At 32.0% G+C, this 15257-nt stretch carries 17 protein-coding genes and 4 pseudogenes; 15 read left to right on the top strand and 6 right to left on the bottom strand.

Going from position 1 to position 15257, the window contains the following annotated elements; translation table 11 throughout:
• Nucleotides 1–116 precede the first annotated feature (116 nt).
• Both AC1DIT_RS15380 and AC1DIT_RS15385 read left to right on the top strand, forming a co-directional pair.
• Nucleotides 117–1139 (top strand): tyrosine-protein phosphatase, encoded by a 1023-nt coding sequence (locus tag AC1DIT_RS15380; protein ID WP_476998272.1) that lies wholly within the window; start codon nucleotides 117–119, stop codon nucleotides 1137–1139.
• 255 nt (nucleotides 1140–1394) lie between these two features.
• Nucleotides 1395–2090 carry a YjjG family noncanonical pyrimidine nucleotidase gene (locus AC1DIT_RS15385; protein WP_016115459.1) on the top strand — a complete coding sequence of 232 codons (696 nt, stop codon included), beginning with the start codon at nucleotides 1395–1397 and terminating at the stop codon, nucleotides 2088–2090.
• A gap of 104 nt (nucleotides 2091–2194) precedes the next feature.
• Here the strand turns inward: AC1DIT_RS15385 and AC1DIT_RS15390 are convergent, their stop codons facing one another.
• A complete protein-coding gene (locus tag AC1DIT_RS15390; RefSeq protein WP_476998273.1) occupies nucleotides 2195–2398 on the bottom strand; it encodes a helix-turn-helix transcriptional regulator in 204 nt (67 codons plus the stop codon).
• A pseudogene (locus AC1DIT_RS15395) lies at nucleotides 2377–2478 on the bottom strand (DUF3796 domain-containing protein); the annotation flags it as partial. The pseudogene AC1DIT_RS15395 and the gene AC1DIT_RS15390, both read right to left, overlap by 22 nt.
• 117 nt (nucleotides 2479–2595) lie before the next feature.
• Between AC1DIT_RS15395 and AC1DIT_RS15400 the strand changes: the two are divergent.
• The 8 genes and pseudogenes from AC1DIT_RS15400 to AC1DIT_RS15435 form a co-directional block, all read left to right on the top strand.
• Nucleotides 2596–2790, top strand: a complete 195-nt coding sequence (locus AC1DIT_RS15400) for a hypothetical protein (RefSeq protein WP_033671327.1) — start codon at nucleotides 2596–2598, stop codon at nucleotides 2788–2790.
• 360 nt (nucleotides 2791–3150) lie between these two features.
• Nucleotides 3151–3876, top strand: a complete 726-nt coding sequence (locus tag AC1DIT_RS15405; protein ID WP_016115456.1) for an ABC transporter ATP-binding protein — start codon at nucleotides 3151–3153, stop codon at nucleotides 3874–3876.
• Nucleotides 3869–5524, top strand: a complete 1656-nt coding sequence (locus tag AC1DIT_RS15410) for a putative ABC transporter permease subunit (protein ID WP_016133096.1) — start codon at nucleotides 3869–3871, stop codon at nucleotides 5522–5524. The genes AC1DIT_RS15405 and AC1DIT_RS15410 overlap by 8 nt, the downstream gene beginning before the upstream one ends.
• Before the next feature lie 112 nt (nucleotides 5525–5636).
• A complete protein-coding gene (locus AC1DIT_RS15415; RefSeq protein ID WP_016115454.1) occupies nucleotides 5637–6395 on the top strand; it encodes an SDR family oxidoreductase in 759 nt (252 codons plus the stop codon).
• A 386-nt stretch (nucleotides 6396–6781) separates the two neighbouring features.
• Entirely contained in the window at nucleotides 6782–7447 is a 666-nt protein-coding gene (locus AC1DIT_RS15420) for a hypothetical protein (RefSeq protein ID WP_016115453.1), read from the top strand.
• 221 nt (nucleotides 7448–7668) lie between these two features.
• The gene (locus AC1DIT_RS15425) at nucleotides 7669–7833 is read left to right on the top strand and encodes a hypothetical protein (protein WP_170927968.1); all 165 of its coding nucleotides are present in this window, start codon (nucleotides 7669–7671) and stop codon (nucleotides 7831–7833) included.
• 511 nt (nucleotides 7834–8344) lie between these two features.
• Nucleotides 8345–8734, top strand: coding sequence for a VOC family protein (locus AC1DIT_RS15430; protein ID WP_016115452.1), 390 nt, complete (start codon nucleotides 8345–8347; stop codon nucleotides 8732–8734).
• Nucleotides 8735–9019: 285 nt separating this feature from the next.
• A pseudogene (locus AC1DIT_RS15435) lies at nucleotides 9020–9109 on the top strand (RNA chaperone Hfq); the annotation flags it as partial.
• Between the two features lie 911 nt (nucleotides 9110–10020).
• Here the strand turns inward: AC1DIT_RS15435 and AC1DIT_RS15440 are convergent.
• Nucleotides 10021–10197: a DUF4021 family protein gene (locus AC1DIT_RS15440; protein ID WP_016115451.1), complete on the bottom strand. Its 177-nt coding sequence runs from the start codon at nucleotides 10195–10197 to the stop codon at nucleotides 10021–10023.
• 461 nt (nucleotides 10198–10658) lie between these two features.
• Between AC1DIT_RS15440 and AC1DIT_RS15445 the strand changes: the two genes are divergently transcribed.
• From AC1DIT_RS15445 to AC1DIT_RS15460, 4 genes are all read left to right on the top strand, one after another.
• Nucleotides 10659–10922 (top strand): transcriptional regulator SplA, encoded by a 264-nt coding sequence (locus tag AC1DIT_RS15445; protein ID WP_016115450.1) that lies wholly within the window; start codon nucleotides 10659–10661, stop codon nucleotides 10920–10922.
• On the top strand, nucleotides 10919–11947 hold the full coding sequence (gene splB / locus AC1DIT_RS15450) for a spore photoproduct lyase (RefSeq protein WP_016115449.1): 1029 nt from the start codon (nucleotides 10919–10921) through the stop codon (nucleotides 11945–11947). Before AC1DIT_RS15445 ends, splB begins: the two co-directional genes overlap by 4 nt.
• A gap of 658 nt (nucleotides 11948–12605) precedes the next feature.
• Complete coding sequence (locus tag AC1DIT_RS15455; RefSeq protein ID WP_016115448.1) at nucleotides 12606–12806, top strand: helix-turn-helix transcriptional regulator; 201 nt, start codon at nucleotides 12606–12608, stop codon at nucleotides 12804–12806.
• A gap of 5 nt (nucleotides 12807–12811) precedes the next feature.
• Nucleotides 12812–13105 (top strand): hypothetical protein, encoded by a 294-nt coding sequence (locus AC1DIT_RS15460; RefSeq protein ID WP_016115447.1) that lies wholly within the window; start codon nucleotides 12812–12814, stop codon nucleotides 13103–13105.
• Between the two features lie 106 nt (nucleotides 13106–13211).
• Here AC1DIT_RS15460 and AC1DIT_RS15465 read toward each other — a convergent pair whose 3' ends face one another.
• Together AC1DIT_RS15465 and AC1DIT_RS15470 are read right to left on the bottom strand one after the other, a co-directional pair.
• On the bottom strand, nucleotides 13212–13535 hold the full coding sequence (locus AC1DIT_RS15465; RefSeq protein WP_016133095.1) for a hypothetical protein: 324 nt from the start codon (nucleotides 13533–13535) through the stop codon (nucleotides 13212–13214).
• 112 nt (nucleotides 13536–13647) lie between these two features.
• A pseudogene (locus AC1DIT_RS15470) lies at nucleotides 13648–13917 on the bottom strand (IS6 family transposase); the annotation flags it as partial.
• 39 nt (nucleotides 13918–13956) lie between these two features.
• On the opposite strand from AC1DIT_RS15470, the pseudogene AC1DIT_RS15475 reads away from it, so the two are divergent.
• Nucleotides 13957–14247: pseudogene (locus AC1DIT_RS15475) on the top strand (recombinase family protein); the annotation flags it as partial.
• A 459-nt stretch (nucleotides 14248–14706) separates the two neighbouring features.
• Here the strand turns inward: AC1DIT_RS15475 and AC1DIT_RS15480 are convergent.
• Nucleotides 14707–15126 (bottom strand): PH domain-containing protein, encoded by a 420-nt coding sequence (locus tag AC1DIT_RS15480; protein ID WP_016115443.1) that lies wholly within the window; start codon nucleotides 15124–15126, stop codon nucleotides 14707–14709.
• Between the last annotated feature and the right edge of the window lie 131 nt (nucleotides 15127–15257).

Here is a 15257-nt window from a genome sequence, read left to right on the forward strand (position 1 = left end):
AGAAAGACAAGGGAGTGTCATAAATATAGTCACGACAGAACTAGTATATTTGTAATACAATAGAATAGAGTATTGCTTGATTTAACGGATTATATAGAGAAAGCATTGGTGAAATTATGAAACAACATAAAAGCTGGTTACAAGCAAGTGTAGAACGAAATCTAGATAATAAGTTACATATATTATGGGAAGATGAAGTAGAGGAAGTTGCTATTTATTGGAGTACTTCATCAGAAAAGATTGAGGAAAATGGACAATTTTTATTAAGAGTATCAAAAGCATCTTCTTGTACGRTAGAAGATCCAAGCCCTAAAGCACGTCCTTATTTTCGATTAGTAGCAAGTAATGGACAAGTAGTTACTGTAGCTGAACGTAGGTTATCACTACAAGGAGCATTTAATTTCCGTGATTTAGGTGGTTATGAAACAAGTGATGGCCACAAAGTAAAGTGGGGCAATTTATATCGTTCAGAGGAATTAGCAGGATTAACAGAATGGGATATTGCTTATTTACAACAGTCTGGCTTAAAACTAGTATGTGATTACCGAACAGATTTTGAAGTAAAGCATAAACCAAACCCAAGTATCACTGGTGTTCGTCAAGTTTGTTTACCAGTCATGCAAGATATAGCAAAAGATTTAAATATTAATGAGTTTTTCCAAGTCGGAGATTTATCGATGCTTGGAAAACCAGGTGAATATTTAGTGGAAATGAATAAAGGCTTTGTAGAGGGTAATGAAGCATTTGTACGCTTTCTACAGCTAGTTCAAGATCCGGAAAATTTACCGCTAGTTAATCATTGTACAGCTGGTAAAGATCGAACAGGGTTTGGTTCTGCTTTATTATTACTTCTTCTTGGTGTCCCAGAAAAAACGGTGATGCAAGATTATTTATTAAGTAACGGATTCCGTGAAAAGTTAAATCAAAAAATGATGGCCTTTTTAGGTGCAAAGTTACAAAATGAGGAAAGTAAAGAGATATTAGGGGCTATGTTTGAAGCTCGTGCAGAGTATTTACAGGCAGCAATTGATGAAATTACCCATAAATTTGGCAGTATTGAAATCTATGCTGAAAAAGGACTTGGCTTTACAAAAGAACAACTAGAAAATATGAAAACATTGTTACTAGAAGAGAAGTAACATGTAAATTGTTTTGATGGGAAATCCTGTATTATGTATATAATATAAGATTTTTATTAAATGAAGAATGAGACAGAATAAATGAACAAAGCTGTATTAAAAGAACTGAATTTCGAAGGGGAAATCCAGGGTCAGCTACACAACATGTAGTAGAAGAGAGAGAAAAAATATAGGTAGGTTTATAGACGTTCTGATTATGAACAGAAATTGAAATATATATTCAAACTAGAGCAGTAGTGAGTAATGGAGGTACCTATGAAATATAAAGTTATCTTATTCGATGTGGATGATACATTATTTGATTTTAGTATGTCTGAAAAAAAGGCATTAAATAAAACGTTTGTAGATTTCGGATTACCTACGGGATTGGTGGATTATGAAGACAGCTATAAAGAGATTAACAGAGTATTATGGAGGGATTTAGAGCAGGGGATTCTAACTTTATCTGAATTGGGAGTGGAGAGATTTAGGAGATTATTTCTAGCTCATAAGCTTGAAATAAATGCTGATATATTCAACAGTATATATCTTGGCTATTTAGGGACGGAAATACATATGGTATCAGGAGCTGTAGACTTGTGTAATACGCTTGCTGATTGTCGGTTAGCTATTATCACGAATGGGTTCACAGATGTGCAGAAATCTAGAATCAAGGGGTCGCCTCTCTGTGATACTTTTGAGCATATTATCATTTCGGAAGAGGCGGGATTTCAAAAACCAGTGCGAGGGATTTTTGATTATGCATTTTCAAAGCTGCAGATTACAGATAAAGAGAGCGTATTAATTATCGGTGACTCGTTAACTTCCGATATTCAAGGAGGAATAAATTACGGGATTGATACGTGCTGGTTCAACCCGTGTTGCAAGGAAAATAATATAGGCATTAAACCAACATATGAAATTCGTGATTTAACCGATATTATAAGGATTGTAGGAAAGACGGGGAACTAAGGGTTTTTTAATGAATTCTTTTAGCTACACTGGGCTATTCTCAACAATAGGTGCAAATTTCACAAAAATCCCGCTTTCTACGTCATAGTAGAGAGGGGGATTTACTATACTTCATCAAAAATGAATATTTTCTCAATAGAAGCGTTCAATGCTTTTGCAATATCATAAGCCAATTGTAAAGAAGGGGTATATTTTCTCTTTTCCAAATGACTAATGGTTTCGCGTCGAACACCAATAAGCTTTGCTAAATCGTCTGGGGTCATATGTGAATGGGCGTGGTATTCTTTTATTTTTGYTGTGAATGCCATGGCGCATCTTCCATTTCATCAATTGGTTTGTTGTACAAATAAATAGAGAATCCAAACGTAAGAATAAGTAAAACAAATAGGTAAATGAAAAGTGAATAATATATATAATTAAAGTTCAGAAAAATGTTAATATTTAAAAGTTATAAATAGTAAAAATATTATAAAATAGTTGCAAGAGGAAGGGGGAAATGGAACACATGATTAAGTGGATGTTAATTGTTTTATTGATTGTGGCAGTAATTGTTGTTGGAACAATAGTAGTCGGGAAAAATGGAGATGAAAATTATAGTAAATCAACGAAAGGGAATATTACAAGGCTTACAATGATTTACCTTTTGTTAGCAGTTGTTTTAATTGTTGGTCTAGGTTTATATATATATTTTAATGGTTAAGGAACTATATATAGATTGAAACATCGATATAAAACTTTCCTTTTAGGTGGGAGAGAGCGTCCGCCTTTGCATAGAAGCGGTCAGTGTCTTTTTAGCCCCATGCCATGTGAAACCAAATGGAGAAAATGAGTGGGGATTCCTTTTTATTTTCATAGCCGTGATTTACATGTCGGAAAATCAAAATGAATATATATACTTACTATAGGAATAATAGTGAATTCCTTTTTCTGAATGCACAGATAAGTTATAAAAAGATTTTGTGAGAGTATATTTAATCTAAAAAAATACAAAAATCTAAAAATAAAAATATGCTATAATAGGGATATAGTTTATTGGTAAATGAGGAAAGGATTGGATAAAATGATTGAGATTGTAAATGTATCAAAAAGTTATAATGGTTCTTCCTATGCTGTGAAAGATTTAAGTTTAACAGTACCTAGTGGAGAAATTTTTGGATTTTTAGGGCCGAACGGTGCTGGGAAATCAACAACAATTAAGATGGTAACAGGTATTCATGCAATAGATAAAGGAACAATTTCGATCAACGGAAAAGATGTGATGAAAGAGCCTATGGAGGCAAAGAAAACATTTGGTTATGTTCCGGATAGTCCAGATATGTTTCTGCGATTAAAAGGGATAGAGTATTTGAATTTTATGGCTGATATGTATGAGGTGCCGAATGCAATTAGACAGGAAAAAATTCAATTTTTAGCAGAGAGATTTGATCTTTATAATGCCTTGTCTGACCAAATTCAGAGCTATTCACACGGAATGAGACAGAAAATTATTATTATCGGTGTTCTTCTTCATGATCCAGATGTATGGATTTTAGATGAACCGATGACAGGACTGGATCCCAAATCAGCATATATTTTAAAACAGATGATGAGAGAGCATGCAGATAAAGGGAAAACGGTGTTTTTCTCTACACACGTATTAGAAGTAGCTGAGAAATTATGCGATCGCGTAGCTATCATTAATAAGGGGAATTTGCAGTTCCAAGGAAATTTAAATGAAATGAGAGATCATTTTAAATCCAATGAATCACTTGAGAAAATGTTCTTGGAGATGACTGGAAATGAATAAAATTTGGACATTAACAAAAGTATTATTGAAATTAAATTATGCAGAAATTATAACGGATAAAAAGAAAAGGTGGGCGTATGCATTTTCATTTTTAGCCCTACTATTTGCTGGATTTATATTTATTGGTCCACTTACATATGGAATGTATGTTGGAATGAAATCAATTGGTCAGGAAACATCGATAATCGGAATGGGATTAGCTGTTGCGAGCATATGGGTATTTGTAATTAGTATTACGAATATTTTAACTGTATTTTATTATAATAATGATGTTGAAACCCTATTACCTTTACCACTACAACCATCACAAATTATTACGGCGAAATTCATTACGGTATTAATTACACAATATGTAATGGGATCTTTTATTTTATTTCCACTCTTTATTGTTTACGGTTTGCAAAGTGGTGCATTTATTACATACTATGTATATGCACTATTAATTTACATATTTTTCCCTGTTATTCCATTAGTACTCGCATCACTCTTAATGACAGTTATTATGCGTTATACAAATATAGCCAAGAATAAAGATCGCAGTAATATATTTATCGGAATATTAACTCTATTATTCGTCGTAGGTATTAATGTATTTATTCAGTGGAGAAACAAAAGTGCAGTATCAGGGGATATGGTTGCAAATTACTTTGCTGATAACCAATCGTCTCTGTTCGTTCAAATGACAAATTATTTTCCAACAACATACTTTGGTGCAATGGGATTAATAGAAAATGCCTCTTGGAAAGGAATTATATACGTTGTGATTTTTGCAGCGATTTCCTTAGCGTTTTTTGGGTTGTTCTTCTATGTTGCGCAGCGTACATATTTAAAAGGAGTTATCGGACTTTCGACGAGTACTGCAAAAAAAGAGGCTATCTCAGCAGAGAACTTAAAAAAATCGACTGTACAAAGTTCACATATAAAGGCTTATGTAAAAAAAGAGTTCAAAATTTTATTCCGAACACCACAATTTTTTATAAATTGTATTGTGCAAACTTTCGTGATGCCAATTATGTTATTCTTTATTCTTTTCGTACAAGAGGGAAACTTAAAGTGGTTAACAAAATTTATAAAAGAGCCAGAATGGTCTGGTCTAGCTCTTGGCATAGGTTTTTGTGCAGGACTATTCTTAATGGGAAGTAATGTCATTGCTACAACGTCTTTTTCAAGGGATGGAAGCTCGTGGTTTGTTAATCGTTATTTACCAGTAAAGGCAGCAGATATATTTTTTGCAAAAGTCTTTACAGCATGGCTTATAAATATAACAATTTTAGCTGTGTTTGGTCTTATCATGACAATTGTTTCCGGTGTTTCACCACTCTTTATGTTGTTATGGTTTTTACTAAGTGCAAATGGCCTTTGGTTAACGAATTTAATCGGTACACGTTGGGACGCTCAAACGGCGGATATACATTGGGATTCAGAGCAGAAGTTGTTTAAAAGCAGGTATACAACTCTGTGGAATTTCCTTGCAAATATTGCGATGGATCTAGTAATCGTAGGCGGGGTTGTTGGATTATACTACTTCTTTGGAATCGGTATGTGGGGAATGTTTAGCATTCTATTAATCGTATTTACTATTATAAATGTAATAGTAACACGCAGTTTACAATTAGGAGCAGAGCGCATTCTAGCAAATATTAAATAAAAAACGATAAATCCTCTGTATTCATGCAGGGGATTTATTTGTAAGGAATATTACGCATGATTTTAATTTACTAGAAGGTATATTTTACTTTGCAAAATAGGGGGAGAAACAAGTGACGAAAATAGCAATTGTTACAGGAGCGACACGTTTAAATGGAATTGGGGCAGCGATTTGTAAGGCACTTGCTCAAAATGGCATTGATATTTTTTTCACGTACTGGCCTAGGTATGATAAGGCAATGCCATGGAGTATGAATGATGAAGAACCATTTTTATTGAAAAGAGAAATTGAAAATTATGGCGTTCTCTGTGAAATGGCTGAGGTGAATTTAGCGCAGTCTTATTCCCCTAACCGTTTATTATATATGGTATCAGAACGATTAGGAGAACCGTCTATTCTGATTAACAATGCTGCGTATTCTACAGATACAAATGTTGAAGGGTTAGATGTAGAACAGTTAGATAGACATTATACGGTAAATGTGCGCGCTACGATGCTATTAAGTACATTATTTATTAAAAATTATACGTTTGAAACGAGTGGAAGTATTGTCAATCTTACCTCTGGACAATCGCTTGGACCAATGCCGAATGAACTTGCTTATATAGCAACGAAAGGAGCGATTGAAGCTTTTACTACTTCAGTAGCACCAGTTGCAATGAAGAAGGGGATTACTGTAAACGCTGTTGATCCAGGACCAACCAATACAGGGTGGATGACAGAAGAAATGCAACAACATTTAGTAACCAGATTTCCTGCTGGAAGAATAGGAGAGTCGGTGGATGTAGCACGTTTAATACCGTTTTTAGTAAGTGAAGAAGCAAAATGGATAACAGGACAGGTCATTCATTCGAATGGTGGATTTTATTAATAATCTATAATTATATTATGTAAACAAAAATATTGAGAAATAATACGAAGTGAGAAATATTTTATGAATTTATTTTCTGTGTAAAATAAATGTATTGTCAGAAAATGGGGACTTCTGATAGTGAAAACACAATTGTAAATATATGGGTTATTTTTTGTGGTTCTTTATAGGTCAATACATCCTCCGATTTTTATTGGAGAAAGTATCGTATAAAGCATGTTATATAGAGTAGAAAAAACGCGGATTTTAAAATTAGATTCATAGTTAAGTGTCGTATAAATATGAAGATTCCTGTCGGAAAGATGATGGTTAGAACAAAAAGGGATTTTTATGGATAAATAGAATCGTAAAGGGGAGGATAAAAATGTAAATATAGGAGGCTTTTTATGAAAATGAAAAAAATAACAATTGCATCACTAGCAATTGGTACAATGCTCTCCATTACAGCTTGTAATACCTCCACAGAAAAAGATCAAGTGAAAAAGGAACAAACGAACGCGCAGGAAGAAGCGAAAACAACGAATGCTGATGAAACATCTACAATGAAAAACGATGAGAAAGAAACAAACACATCTACTAACGAAAAAACAGAGAAAGATCAAAAGAATTCCAAAGAATCATCTGGAACTGAGAGTAGTGCGAAAACAACAAATGAGAAAACGAAAGAAAAAGAAACAAGTACAAAAACAACAGACCAGGCTACTAATGGAAAAACTGCAACGAAAGATACAAATAAGGATACAAATAAAGGCGTGGCTGTGAAAACGAATGTGAAAGCAGTTGCGCAACTTATTGACAGTTTGGATAAACAATTAGCTGCAAACCCTAAGTTAGATACAGTGAATAAACTAGGGAAGCAAATAAATGAAAAATGGGATGTAATCGAAAAAGAGTTAGAAGCGACTCATCCAACTGATTATAAAACAATTGGACAAAGCATGTATCCTTTAATTGTTGCAGCTGAAAAAGAAAAAATAGATGTGAAACGAATAAAATCATTAGCGACGAAAACAAAGCAAGATTTGAATCAACTATTAAACAAACTCTCATAATATAATTTGGTTATAAAATAGAATATTTTATGGAAAAGGAGAAACAATATAGGTTTCTTCTTTTATTTGTGTCTATTAAAGTTTGAATTTTCACACTATAAATGTACATACGATGAAGAAGAAACAATAAATTTTGGATTAGCAGGTAGAAATTTTGCGGGAAAAATTCCGTTCCTACATATTTTAGCCGGTATAGTTTGAAAGTTCTTCAAGAAGATTAAGTGGTAGTAGAAAGTCAACAACCAAGACCAATTCCGGAAGCTTTGAGAATAGAAGCACATGTATACGCAGATGCAGCGCGAATTAAGTTTAGGCAGAGATGGTTTCAGTTTTTAACAAGTGAAGAGCGAACGTGCTATTTAGATAAACAATATAATAAACCATAATTATATTATGTAAACTTAAAATGCTATTTGAAAAAGAGCGAGATATATTACTGAATTACATACAAGAAAGAAAAAGTTAGAATCTTAAATAACTTCCGCTAACGAAAATTATTTAAATATGTAAAGTTGTCAAACGACTATATGAGGTGCCGTCACATCGCCATAAAGCTAAGGTTTTAATATACCCCCTAAATGAAAATTTTCTTTCTCTGCAGGTAGTTACTTTAAAAAGTCAGCTCATTTTCTCGTTTGGGAGGCGTTTATTTTTCTTTTTTTGATGGGTATGGGGCACCACATCAAAAAAAGAAAATTGTAGCGAGTTAATCTATACCTTTAAGTCCATATTCATATAATCAAATTCCAATAAAATTCATACCAAAGTCCTACTGTTTATTAATTTATACGTCTTTCATCTTAAATAGCTCTCCCCTGAATGATGGATTTTAATCTGGATATCTCTAACATATAATAGCTATTGTAAGGCTTTTTAAATTTAAAAGGAGGGAATTGCATGAAGAATTGGGTTCAGTTTAGATTTGCAAGACCAACAGATAAATTTGAAGAAGTTATAGGTTTTTATGAAACAGGATTGGGTTTAAACCGTATAGGGGAGTTTCAAAATCATGAAGGATACGACGGGGTCATGTTTGGATTACCTGATGAAGAGTATCATTTAGAGTTCACAAGGCATGTTAATGGAAGTCCATGTCCTGCGCCGACAAAAGATAATTTACTAGTTTTTTATATGCCTAATAAAGATGAAATTGAAAAAATAACGAATCGGTTAAATAAAATGGGCTATCATGAAGTTGAGCTGGAAAATCCGTATTGGATAGAGAAGGGAACGACGATAGAAGATCCGGATGGTTGGAGAATTGTACTCATGAATGCAGTTGGATAAAACAAGCTTTTTTTAATATTTAATAGAATGTAACAAACTTGCTCAGACATAAATCCCTACAACATTTGTAGGGATTTTTATATAAGAAACTCTTACTAGGGGTAGCACCCCATCGCTATCAAGCTAAGAAAGGCAAATACCCAAAACGAGAAAATTGGCATCTCCAGGTGAAAATGTACAATTTTTTGTTTTGGGGAGCGTTATAAAATTCTTAAGTTGATGGATGTGGTACGGAAACGATTCTGGGTATGAGGGGCCGCCAGTTAATTTCTTGAGATGAATTCAATTGCAATAGATAGATTTTCTGTCCTTATGCTGGTTCATGGCAAGCAACAATTGGTCTATAAACAAGCCATTTCTACAATTTCTACATAATGCATACTGGATTTATGTGGAAATTTCCCAATATTATATACTATATGTAATATAATATAAGTAATTCTTTTTATTATTTACATTTTTGTTATTTCCTGTTGCAGAATCCTTATTATATTATAAGGATTCCTTTTTTGGTATCAAAAATCTACAAATAAAAAGATAAGATTGGGGAACACRATCWTATCTTTARCACAAGGAGAAAAAAAGGCAAAAACCATCTTAATTCTTATAATATTATATTTTTTTAAATTTTTGATATAAAAACTATATATAGCAGCTATATCTATATTGAGAAATTTATTACAAAATTAGTTATAAATGTTTAAAAACCGAAAGTAAACTTTTATTTCAAAGTTTACTTTCATTTTTGTAGTGAAACAAAAAGAACTTGTAAAAAATACAAGTTCTTTTTAAGATAATGTAAACTGAAGGGCAAAACAAACTATCTTATCAGAAAAACTAGGGATCACTATGTCTTAAGACTACTAGGACACCTTTATTATATAACAGATATTAACATTTTTAGGGATGATATTTGAATATTGTGTGAATTTTTAGAATCAAAAAGAGAACTCTTATGATAAGGATTCAGCCCATGCCAATCAACTTAAGAAAAGTAAACACCCCCAAAACAAAAAAATGAGCTAACTTCTCAAAATAACCAATTTTTTAACTTGATGTTGATGTGGCGGAACCTCAAGTATGTATAAACTTAAAAAAGTCCCTTCATAATGCTAAAGGGACTTGCTCAGCACATCAATTCATCTTTGATATGCAGATCATTTGTGTGAGCAAAATCCTAAAGCTTCATAACATAATACAATTGAAAAAACCAAGGGAATTTTGATTCCCCTTGATTTTTTATTGGAAAAGAAATATGTATTCAAAATAAAATTAATATTGAAATGCTAAGTATTCTTCAAGCTTCCGTTTTCTTGATGTTCTTTGTCTTCAATATCAGTTTCTGGCATTCCGTACAATCCATTCATTGCTTGCTCCACTGGTTGAAGACCGGTTTGTAAAGTATTAGATTTTAAGTTTTTAGAATTGCTATTCTCTTCTTTTTTAGAATATGGAAAATTCATTTTTATAACCTCCAAACACTAAAGTTTTAAAAAATAAAAAGCTTATGAAAAGAATTTGGAAGATAAACACATGTATTATCTGCCAATTGAATGAACAATAAATTGAACTATTAATGTAATAGCACATACATAGTATGTCATCCTTTCTAGAAAATATGTGAGATGATTTAGGAAATAATAGTAAGTTATATTTATGCAGCTTATATTGGTGTTATCTCTTGGTGGTTAGAAAATAATATACCTTGTACCCTATCTTCTATGGCGGAGCAAGTGATTCGAATCAATATGCGAAGTCCTATTAAATTGTTAGAAAACTATTTGTACTGATTAGTTTTTAAAAAATATTATTAGTACATTTAACTTTTCCATAATAAAGAAAACATAAATTTACGCACTAAAGACAAAATTTTAGTAATGAATAACTTTTTTCTGTAGATTTTATAAAAAGAAAAGGTGATGAAATGGAATTTTCTAACGAAAGTAAAACTTATAATGCTGGAGATATTGTCTATGTTTTTTACCGAAATCCCCACACCCAGGATGTTGCAAATATACAAGCAGCAGCAGTTGTAAATAACCCTGTGAATCCAAATGAATTAGCTTTATTTCTTTATGAAACTTATTATCCACTATCAAATGAGATGGCTGTTTATTCTTCAGAAGAAGAGGCAAACCAAGCCTACAATTACTATTATGGAGATGCTTCAGAGGGGATATTAGAATGAATAGTCCATTTATACCCAAGCTTGTATACTTTGAACCCAAAGCATTAGATTATCCATTAGGAAGAGAGCTTCAAGAAAAATTTGCAAATATGGATGTCGAGATTCGATATACCACTTCCCATAATCAAGTGAGAGATCTTCCAGGAGAAAACGATTTTCAAAAGTACCGTGTAGCAAAATCTACTCTTGTCGTCGGTATTAGAAAAACACTAAAGTTTGATACATCAAAGCCTTCAGCAGAGTATGCTATTCCCTTCGCAACAGGCTGTATGGGGCATTGTCATTATTGCTATCTACAAACAACGATGGGAAGTAAGCCTTATATCCGCACCTATGTAAATGTCGACGAAATTCTAGAAGCTGCCGACAAATATATAGAAACACGTGCACCTGAACTGACAAGGTTTGAAGCCTCCTGTACATCCGATATTGTAGGGATTGATCATTTAACTCATACCCTTAAGCGTGCAATTGAACATTTCGGAAAGTCCGATTATGGAAAACTAAGATTTGTTACGAAATTTCATCATGTTGATCATTTACTTGATGCAAAACATAACGGAAAAACAAGATTTCGGTTTAGTGTAAATGCTGATTATGTTATTAAAAATTTTGAGCCAGGTACCTCTCCCCTAGCTAAACGGATTGAGGCAGCAGGAAAAGTAGCAAGAGCAGGGTATCCACTCGGATTCATTGTAGCTCCAATTTATCTTCATGAAGGTTGGCAGGATGGATACTATCATATGTTTGAACGTCTTGATGCCGAATTACCCCTTGATGCACGGGATGATATCACGTTTGAATTTATTCAACATCGTTTTACAAAGCCTGCTAAGAGAGTGATTGAAAAAAACTATCCCATGACAAAATTAGAATTAGATGAAGAGAAAAGAAGATATAAATGGGGGAAATATGGAATTGGAAAATATATTTACCAAAAAGAAGAAGAAGAGGATCTAAAAACTTATCTGTATGCCTATATGAAGAAGTTTTTTCCAAATGCAAAATTAGAATATTTCACGTAGAAGGATAACAACTTACTACAACTAAATATAGGAATTTGAAATAAAACGCATTATAGGGCTCAAAATTACATTTTAAATGTAAAAGGGTACGATCTAAAAGTCAGTGAAACAAACATTTGGGTAACCCTTTTTTATCCATAAATTTAACAATAATGCTCTAATTGTTAATTGAACCTTATTTCACCTATATATCCCATATCGTAACATAAAAAACTTTAAGAAGAAGAATCAATATTGATTCTTCTTTTTATTTTGTTCCTAAAGGTATACTTTATCAATACAAGTTTTTTACCATATATATTAAAATTAAAATACCCTTTCAAAATATGACAACTCCTTTCACCAATCGTGGAAGGAGCTTTTTTCGTTCGTAAAGGTACACCTTTTGGTTCATTTTTCATTACTACGTATTCAAAGACGTAAAGAACACTTGATATGTCTATAAAAGTATACTTTTACGGATGGAACAAAGGCCCCCTTAAAAGGGGTGTTGTGGATTTAAAATAAAGTTGCGATGTTTATAAAAAAGATGCGAAGCTTTGCCCCTTTGTATAAAGGTATATTTTTTGTGCGTATTTTTAATTGTAAAAAATATTTTGTCAAAAATACTTTACGAATTGTAAGAAATAAATTACAATCTTTTCAAGAGGTGTTGCTATTGTTACATAATAAAATTGTAGTTTGTCGAGCAGAAAAAGGTTGGACTCAAGAAGAACTGGCAAAAAGGGTGGGTGTTAGTCGACAAACTATCGCTACTCTTGAAAAGAATAAATATAACCCTTCTCTAATTCTTGCCATTAAAATCGCAAATGCATTTGAAAAGCCAATAACTGACGTGTTCGATTATCAGGAGGAGTGATACATATGTTGTGGTTAAAAATTTTCTTATTTGTTTTATTATTCATCAGTCAGATGTATGTAATAAAATTTCAATCAAGTGATGAAGGAAACGACGAAAGAGGGAGAGAAATTCAATATAAAACAAATAATGTGTTGTACAACATCCTATATTTAGGTATCATTGCCATTATTGTTTTTCAATCGATAGATATTGTTTCTTCAGAATTTCTACCTGATTTATTGTTATATTTTGTTCTTTCATTAAGTGTGCTAGGCAGTGTTTTTATATTTATCAACAGAAACAGGAAAAATTACTAATAAATCGTAATAGGGGTACGGAAACGATTCAGGGTATGAGGGACCACTTTGGAAAAATATTCAATAATAAAAACCGTAGGAATTGATAAGTCCTACGGTTTTGTGATTAGAATTCTCTAATATTAATTGCAAAGTGAGGCTTGAATCTCACTTCAATTGCCTTTTTTTCTTCTGTACATTGAATATGAAGCGTATCATTATAAGAATAGACTCGTTCTACAGACTCCATATTAGTATCAAATATACGTCTGTCTTTATAGAGCATTTTTAAATGAACAGTATTTTCATAGACTGACATAATCATTACTAACTCAAATCCTAAATCATCCACTTTACTATATTTATATACTGCAGCACCAGGAATAATAAAATCTTCAGGTTCACTCTCAAATATTTCTAATAACTCATATTTATCATATTTAATATCCAATTTTCCAACCTACTTTCTGCACCAAAATGTTATAGTTATAATGCTAGAATACAATAGTTTTTATTGTTTTTTCTTTGCAGGAACAACTGTCACAACATCTCCTTTATCATTAATAACAACGTAACCATTTTCCTTTGACTTTTATATAGGTTTCATCTAGTTTCCAAGATAAGTGTACGTGCTTCTTTTTCTTCTTCCATATTTGATAGATCAAGTTACCATATTCATGAACCCAGCGCATGATGGTTGTAGGATGAACTGAAACACCACGTTCTTTTAAGATTTCAGATACATCACGATAGCTTAGAGAAAAACGGCAGTAGTAGCCGACAGCTACTAAAATAATATCTTTTTTGTATTGTTTTCCTTTTAAATATCTCATCTGTGATTCTCCTCGTTTTCTTTTCCGAAAGTGCAGCTTAGTTTAGAAAACTTTATTACCGATCTTGTGTTACAAATTTTGTCCTGGCTTGCTGAAGAAGAACGAACAAAGATAAAAACTCGTCAACGTGAAGGAATTGAGTTAGCCAAAAAACAAGGAAAACATTTAGGAAGACCTAAAACAAAAATTACAGATGAATTTATTGTTGCTTATGAGGAGTGGAAAAAAGGTGACATTTCAGCATTAGAAGCGATGAGAAGATGTAATATGACAAGTCCGACATTTTATCGGGTTGTAAAGAGATATGAAGAAAAGGAATGTAGTAAATAATCGTATACAAGTACTCCCTTACGATAGATATGTGAGGTGCACGAAAAGACAAAGAGGGAAAAGAATGATAAACATTCTTTTCCCTTTTTACCTACTGAAACTTTCATTTTCATTAGCTTTTCCGTACATCGAAAAATGCTGTAGAGTTTACCTATTCCATTATAGCAATAAAACTAGCTTATATCATATGAAATATTGCATATGGAGGGTAAGGTCACGAAATATCACATTTTCGCATTAAGACATGTATTGGAAATTAATTGTTTCCTAAAACAAAAAAATGAACTGAATTTTTATAGATAACTGTGGTGAGATGAMATTTTTTTTTGGGGGTACTTCAAAATATTAAGTTGATGGATGTGTGGTGTTACGCTTTGAAGTGAAAGTAAACAAATATTAAAAAGTTTACATTCATGATTTTCTAGATTTAATATAAAAATAATAGACAAGCCATTATTTTTATTGATTAATGGGTTTGTCTATTATTTTTATGTTAGGGCATTTATTTGTTAATAAATTAATGAATTCTTCTTCTTTTTTTGGTACACATACTGTTAAAGTATTAAATAATCCATACATAATTTCTAATCGTTGTCTTGACCAATTTTTTGAGTTCAATGATTTTCCATGGTATTTGATATGCTGGATATCTTCAAAAGGTATTTCAGTATTTGTAAAATAATATTTGATAATTAATGATTTGTCAGTAATTTTATAAGTGGATCTGTAAATAAATAAAAAATTGATTATGTTTAACAAAATCATACAACTTAGGTAAATATTATTAGTGCCTTGTATGAAAAGCATAGCAATAAAAATGAAAATAGTTAATAGAAATATCATCATATGAATAGGATTTTGTTTAATCTTAAATTTCATTCATGTTCACTCCTTTATAGTTAAGTATAGGGAAAAACGGCTATAATATCCATAATTTTGTATATTATTATCAATAGATTTAAAATGTATACTTTTATTTTTGTAGTGAAACAAAAAGAACTTGTAAAAAA

This window comes from Bacillus sp. 05T22 (assembly GCF_056396765.1).

Excerpts from the sequence above, each read along its gene's own strand:
- AC1DIT_RS15480 (WP_016115443.1), bottom strand. The coding sequence starts at position 15,126 with ATGAAATTTAAGATTAAACAAAATCCTATTCATATGATGATATTTCTA.
- AC1DIT_RS15410 (WP_016133096.1), top strand. The coding sequence starts at position 3,869 with ATGAATAAAATTTGGACATTAACAAAAGTATTATTGAAATTAAATTAT.
- AC1DIT_RS15400 (WP_033671327.1), top strand. The coding sequence starts at position 2,596 with ATGATTAAGTGGATGTTAATTGTTTTATTGATTGTGGCAGTAATTGTT.
- AC1DIT_RS15460 (WP_016115447.1), top strand. The coding sequence starts at position 12,812 with ATGTTGTGGTTAAAAATTTTCTTATTTGTTTTATTATTCATCAGTCAG.
- AC1DIT_RS15420 (WP_016115453.1), top strand. The coding sequence starts at position 6,782 with ATGAAAATGAAAAAAATAACAATTGCATCACTAGCAATTGGTACAATG.
- AC1DIT_RS15440 (WP_016115451.1), bottom strand. The coding sequence starts at position 10,197 with ATGAATTTTCCATATTCTAAAAAAGAAGAGAATAGCAATTCTAAAAAC.
- AC1DIT_RS15405 (WP_016115456.1), top strand. The coding sequence starts at position 3,151 with ATGATTGAGATTGTAAATGTATCAAAAAGTTATAATGGTTCTTCCTAT.
- AC1DIT_RS15385 (WP_016115459.1), top strand. The coding sequence starts at position 1,395 with ATGAAATATAAAGTTATCTTATTCGATGTGGATGATACATTATTTGAT.
- AC1DIT_RS15445 (WP_016115450.1), top strand. The coding sequence starts at position 10,659 with ATGGAATTTTCTAACGAAAGTAAAACTTATAATGCTGGAGATATTGTC.
- AC1DIT_RS15430 (WP_016115452.1), top strand. The coding sequence starts at position 8,345 with ATGAAGAATTGGGTTCAGTTTAGATTTGCAAGACCAACAGATAAATTT.
- splB (WP_016115449.1), top strand. The coding sequence starts at position 10,919 with ATGAATAGTCCATTTATACCCAAGCTTGTATACTTTGAACCCAAAGCA.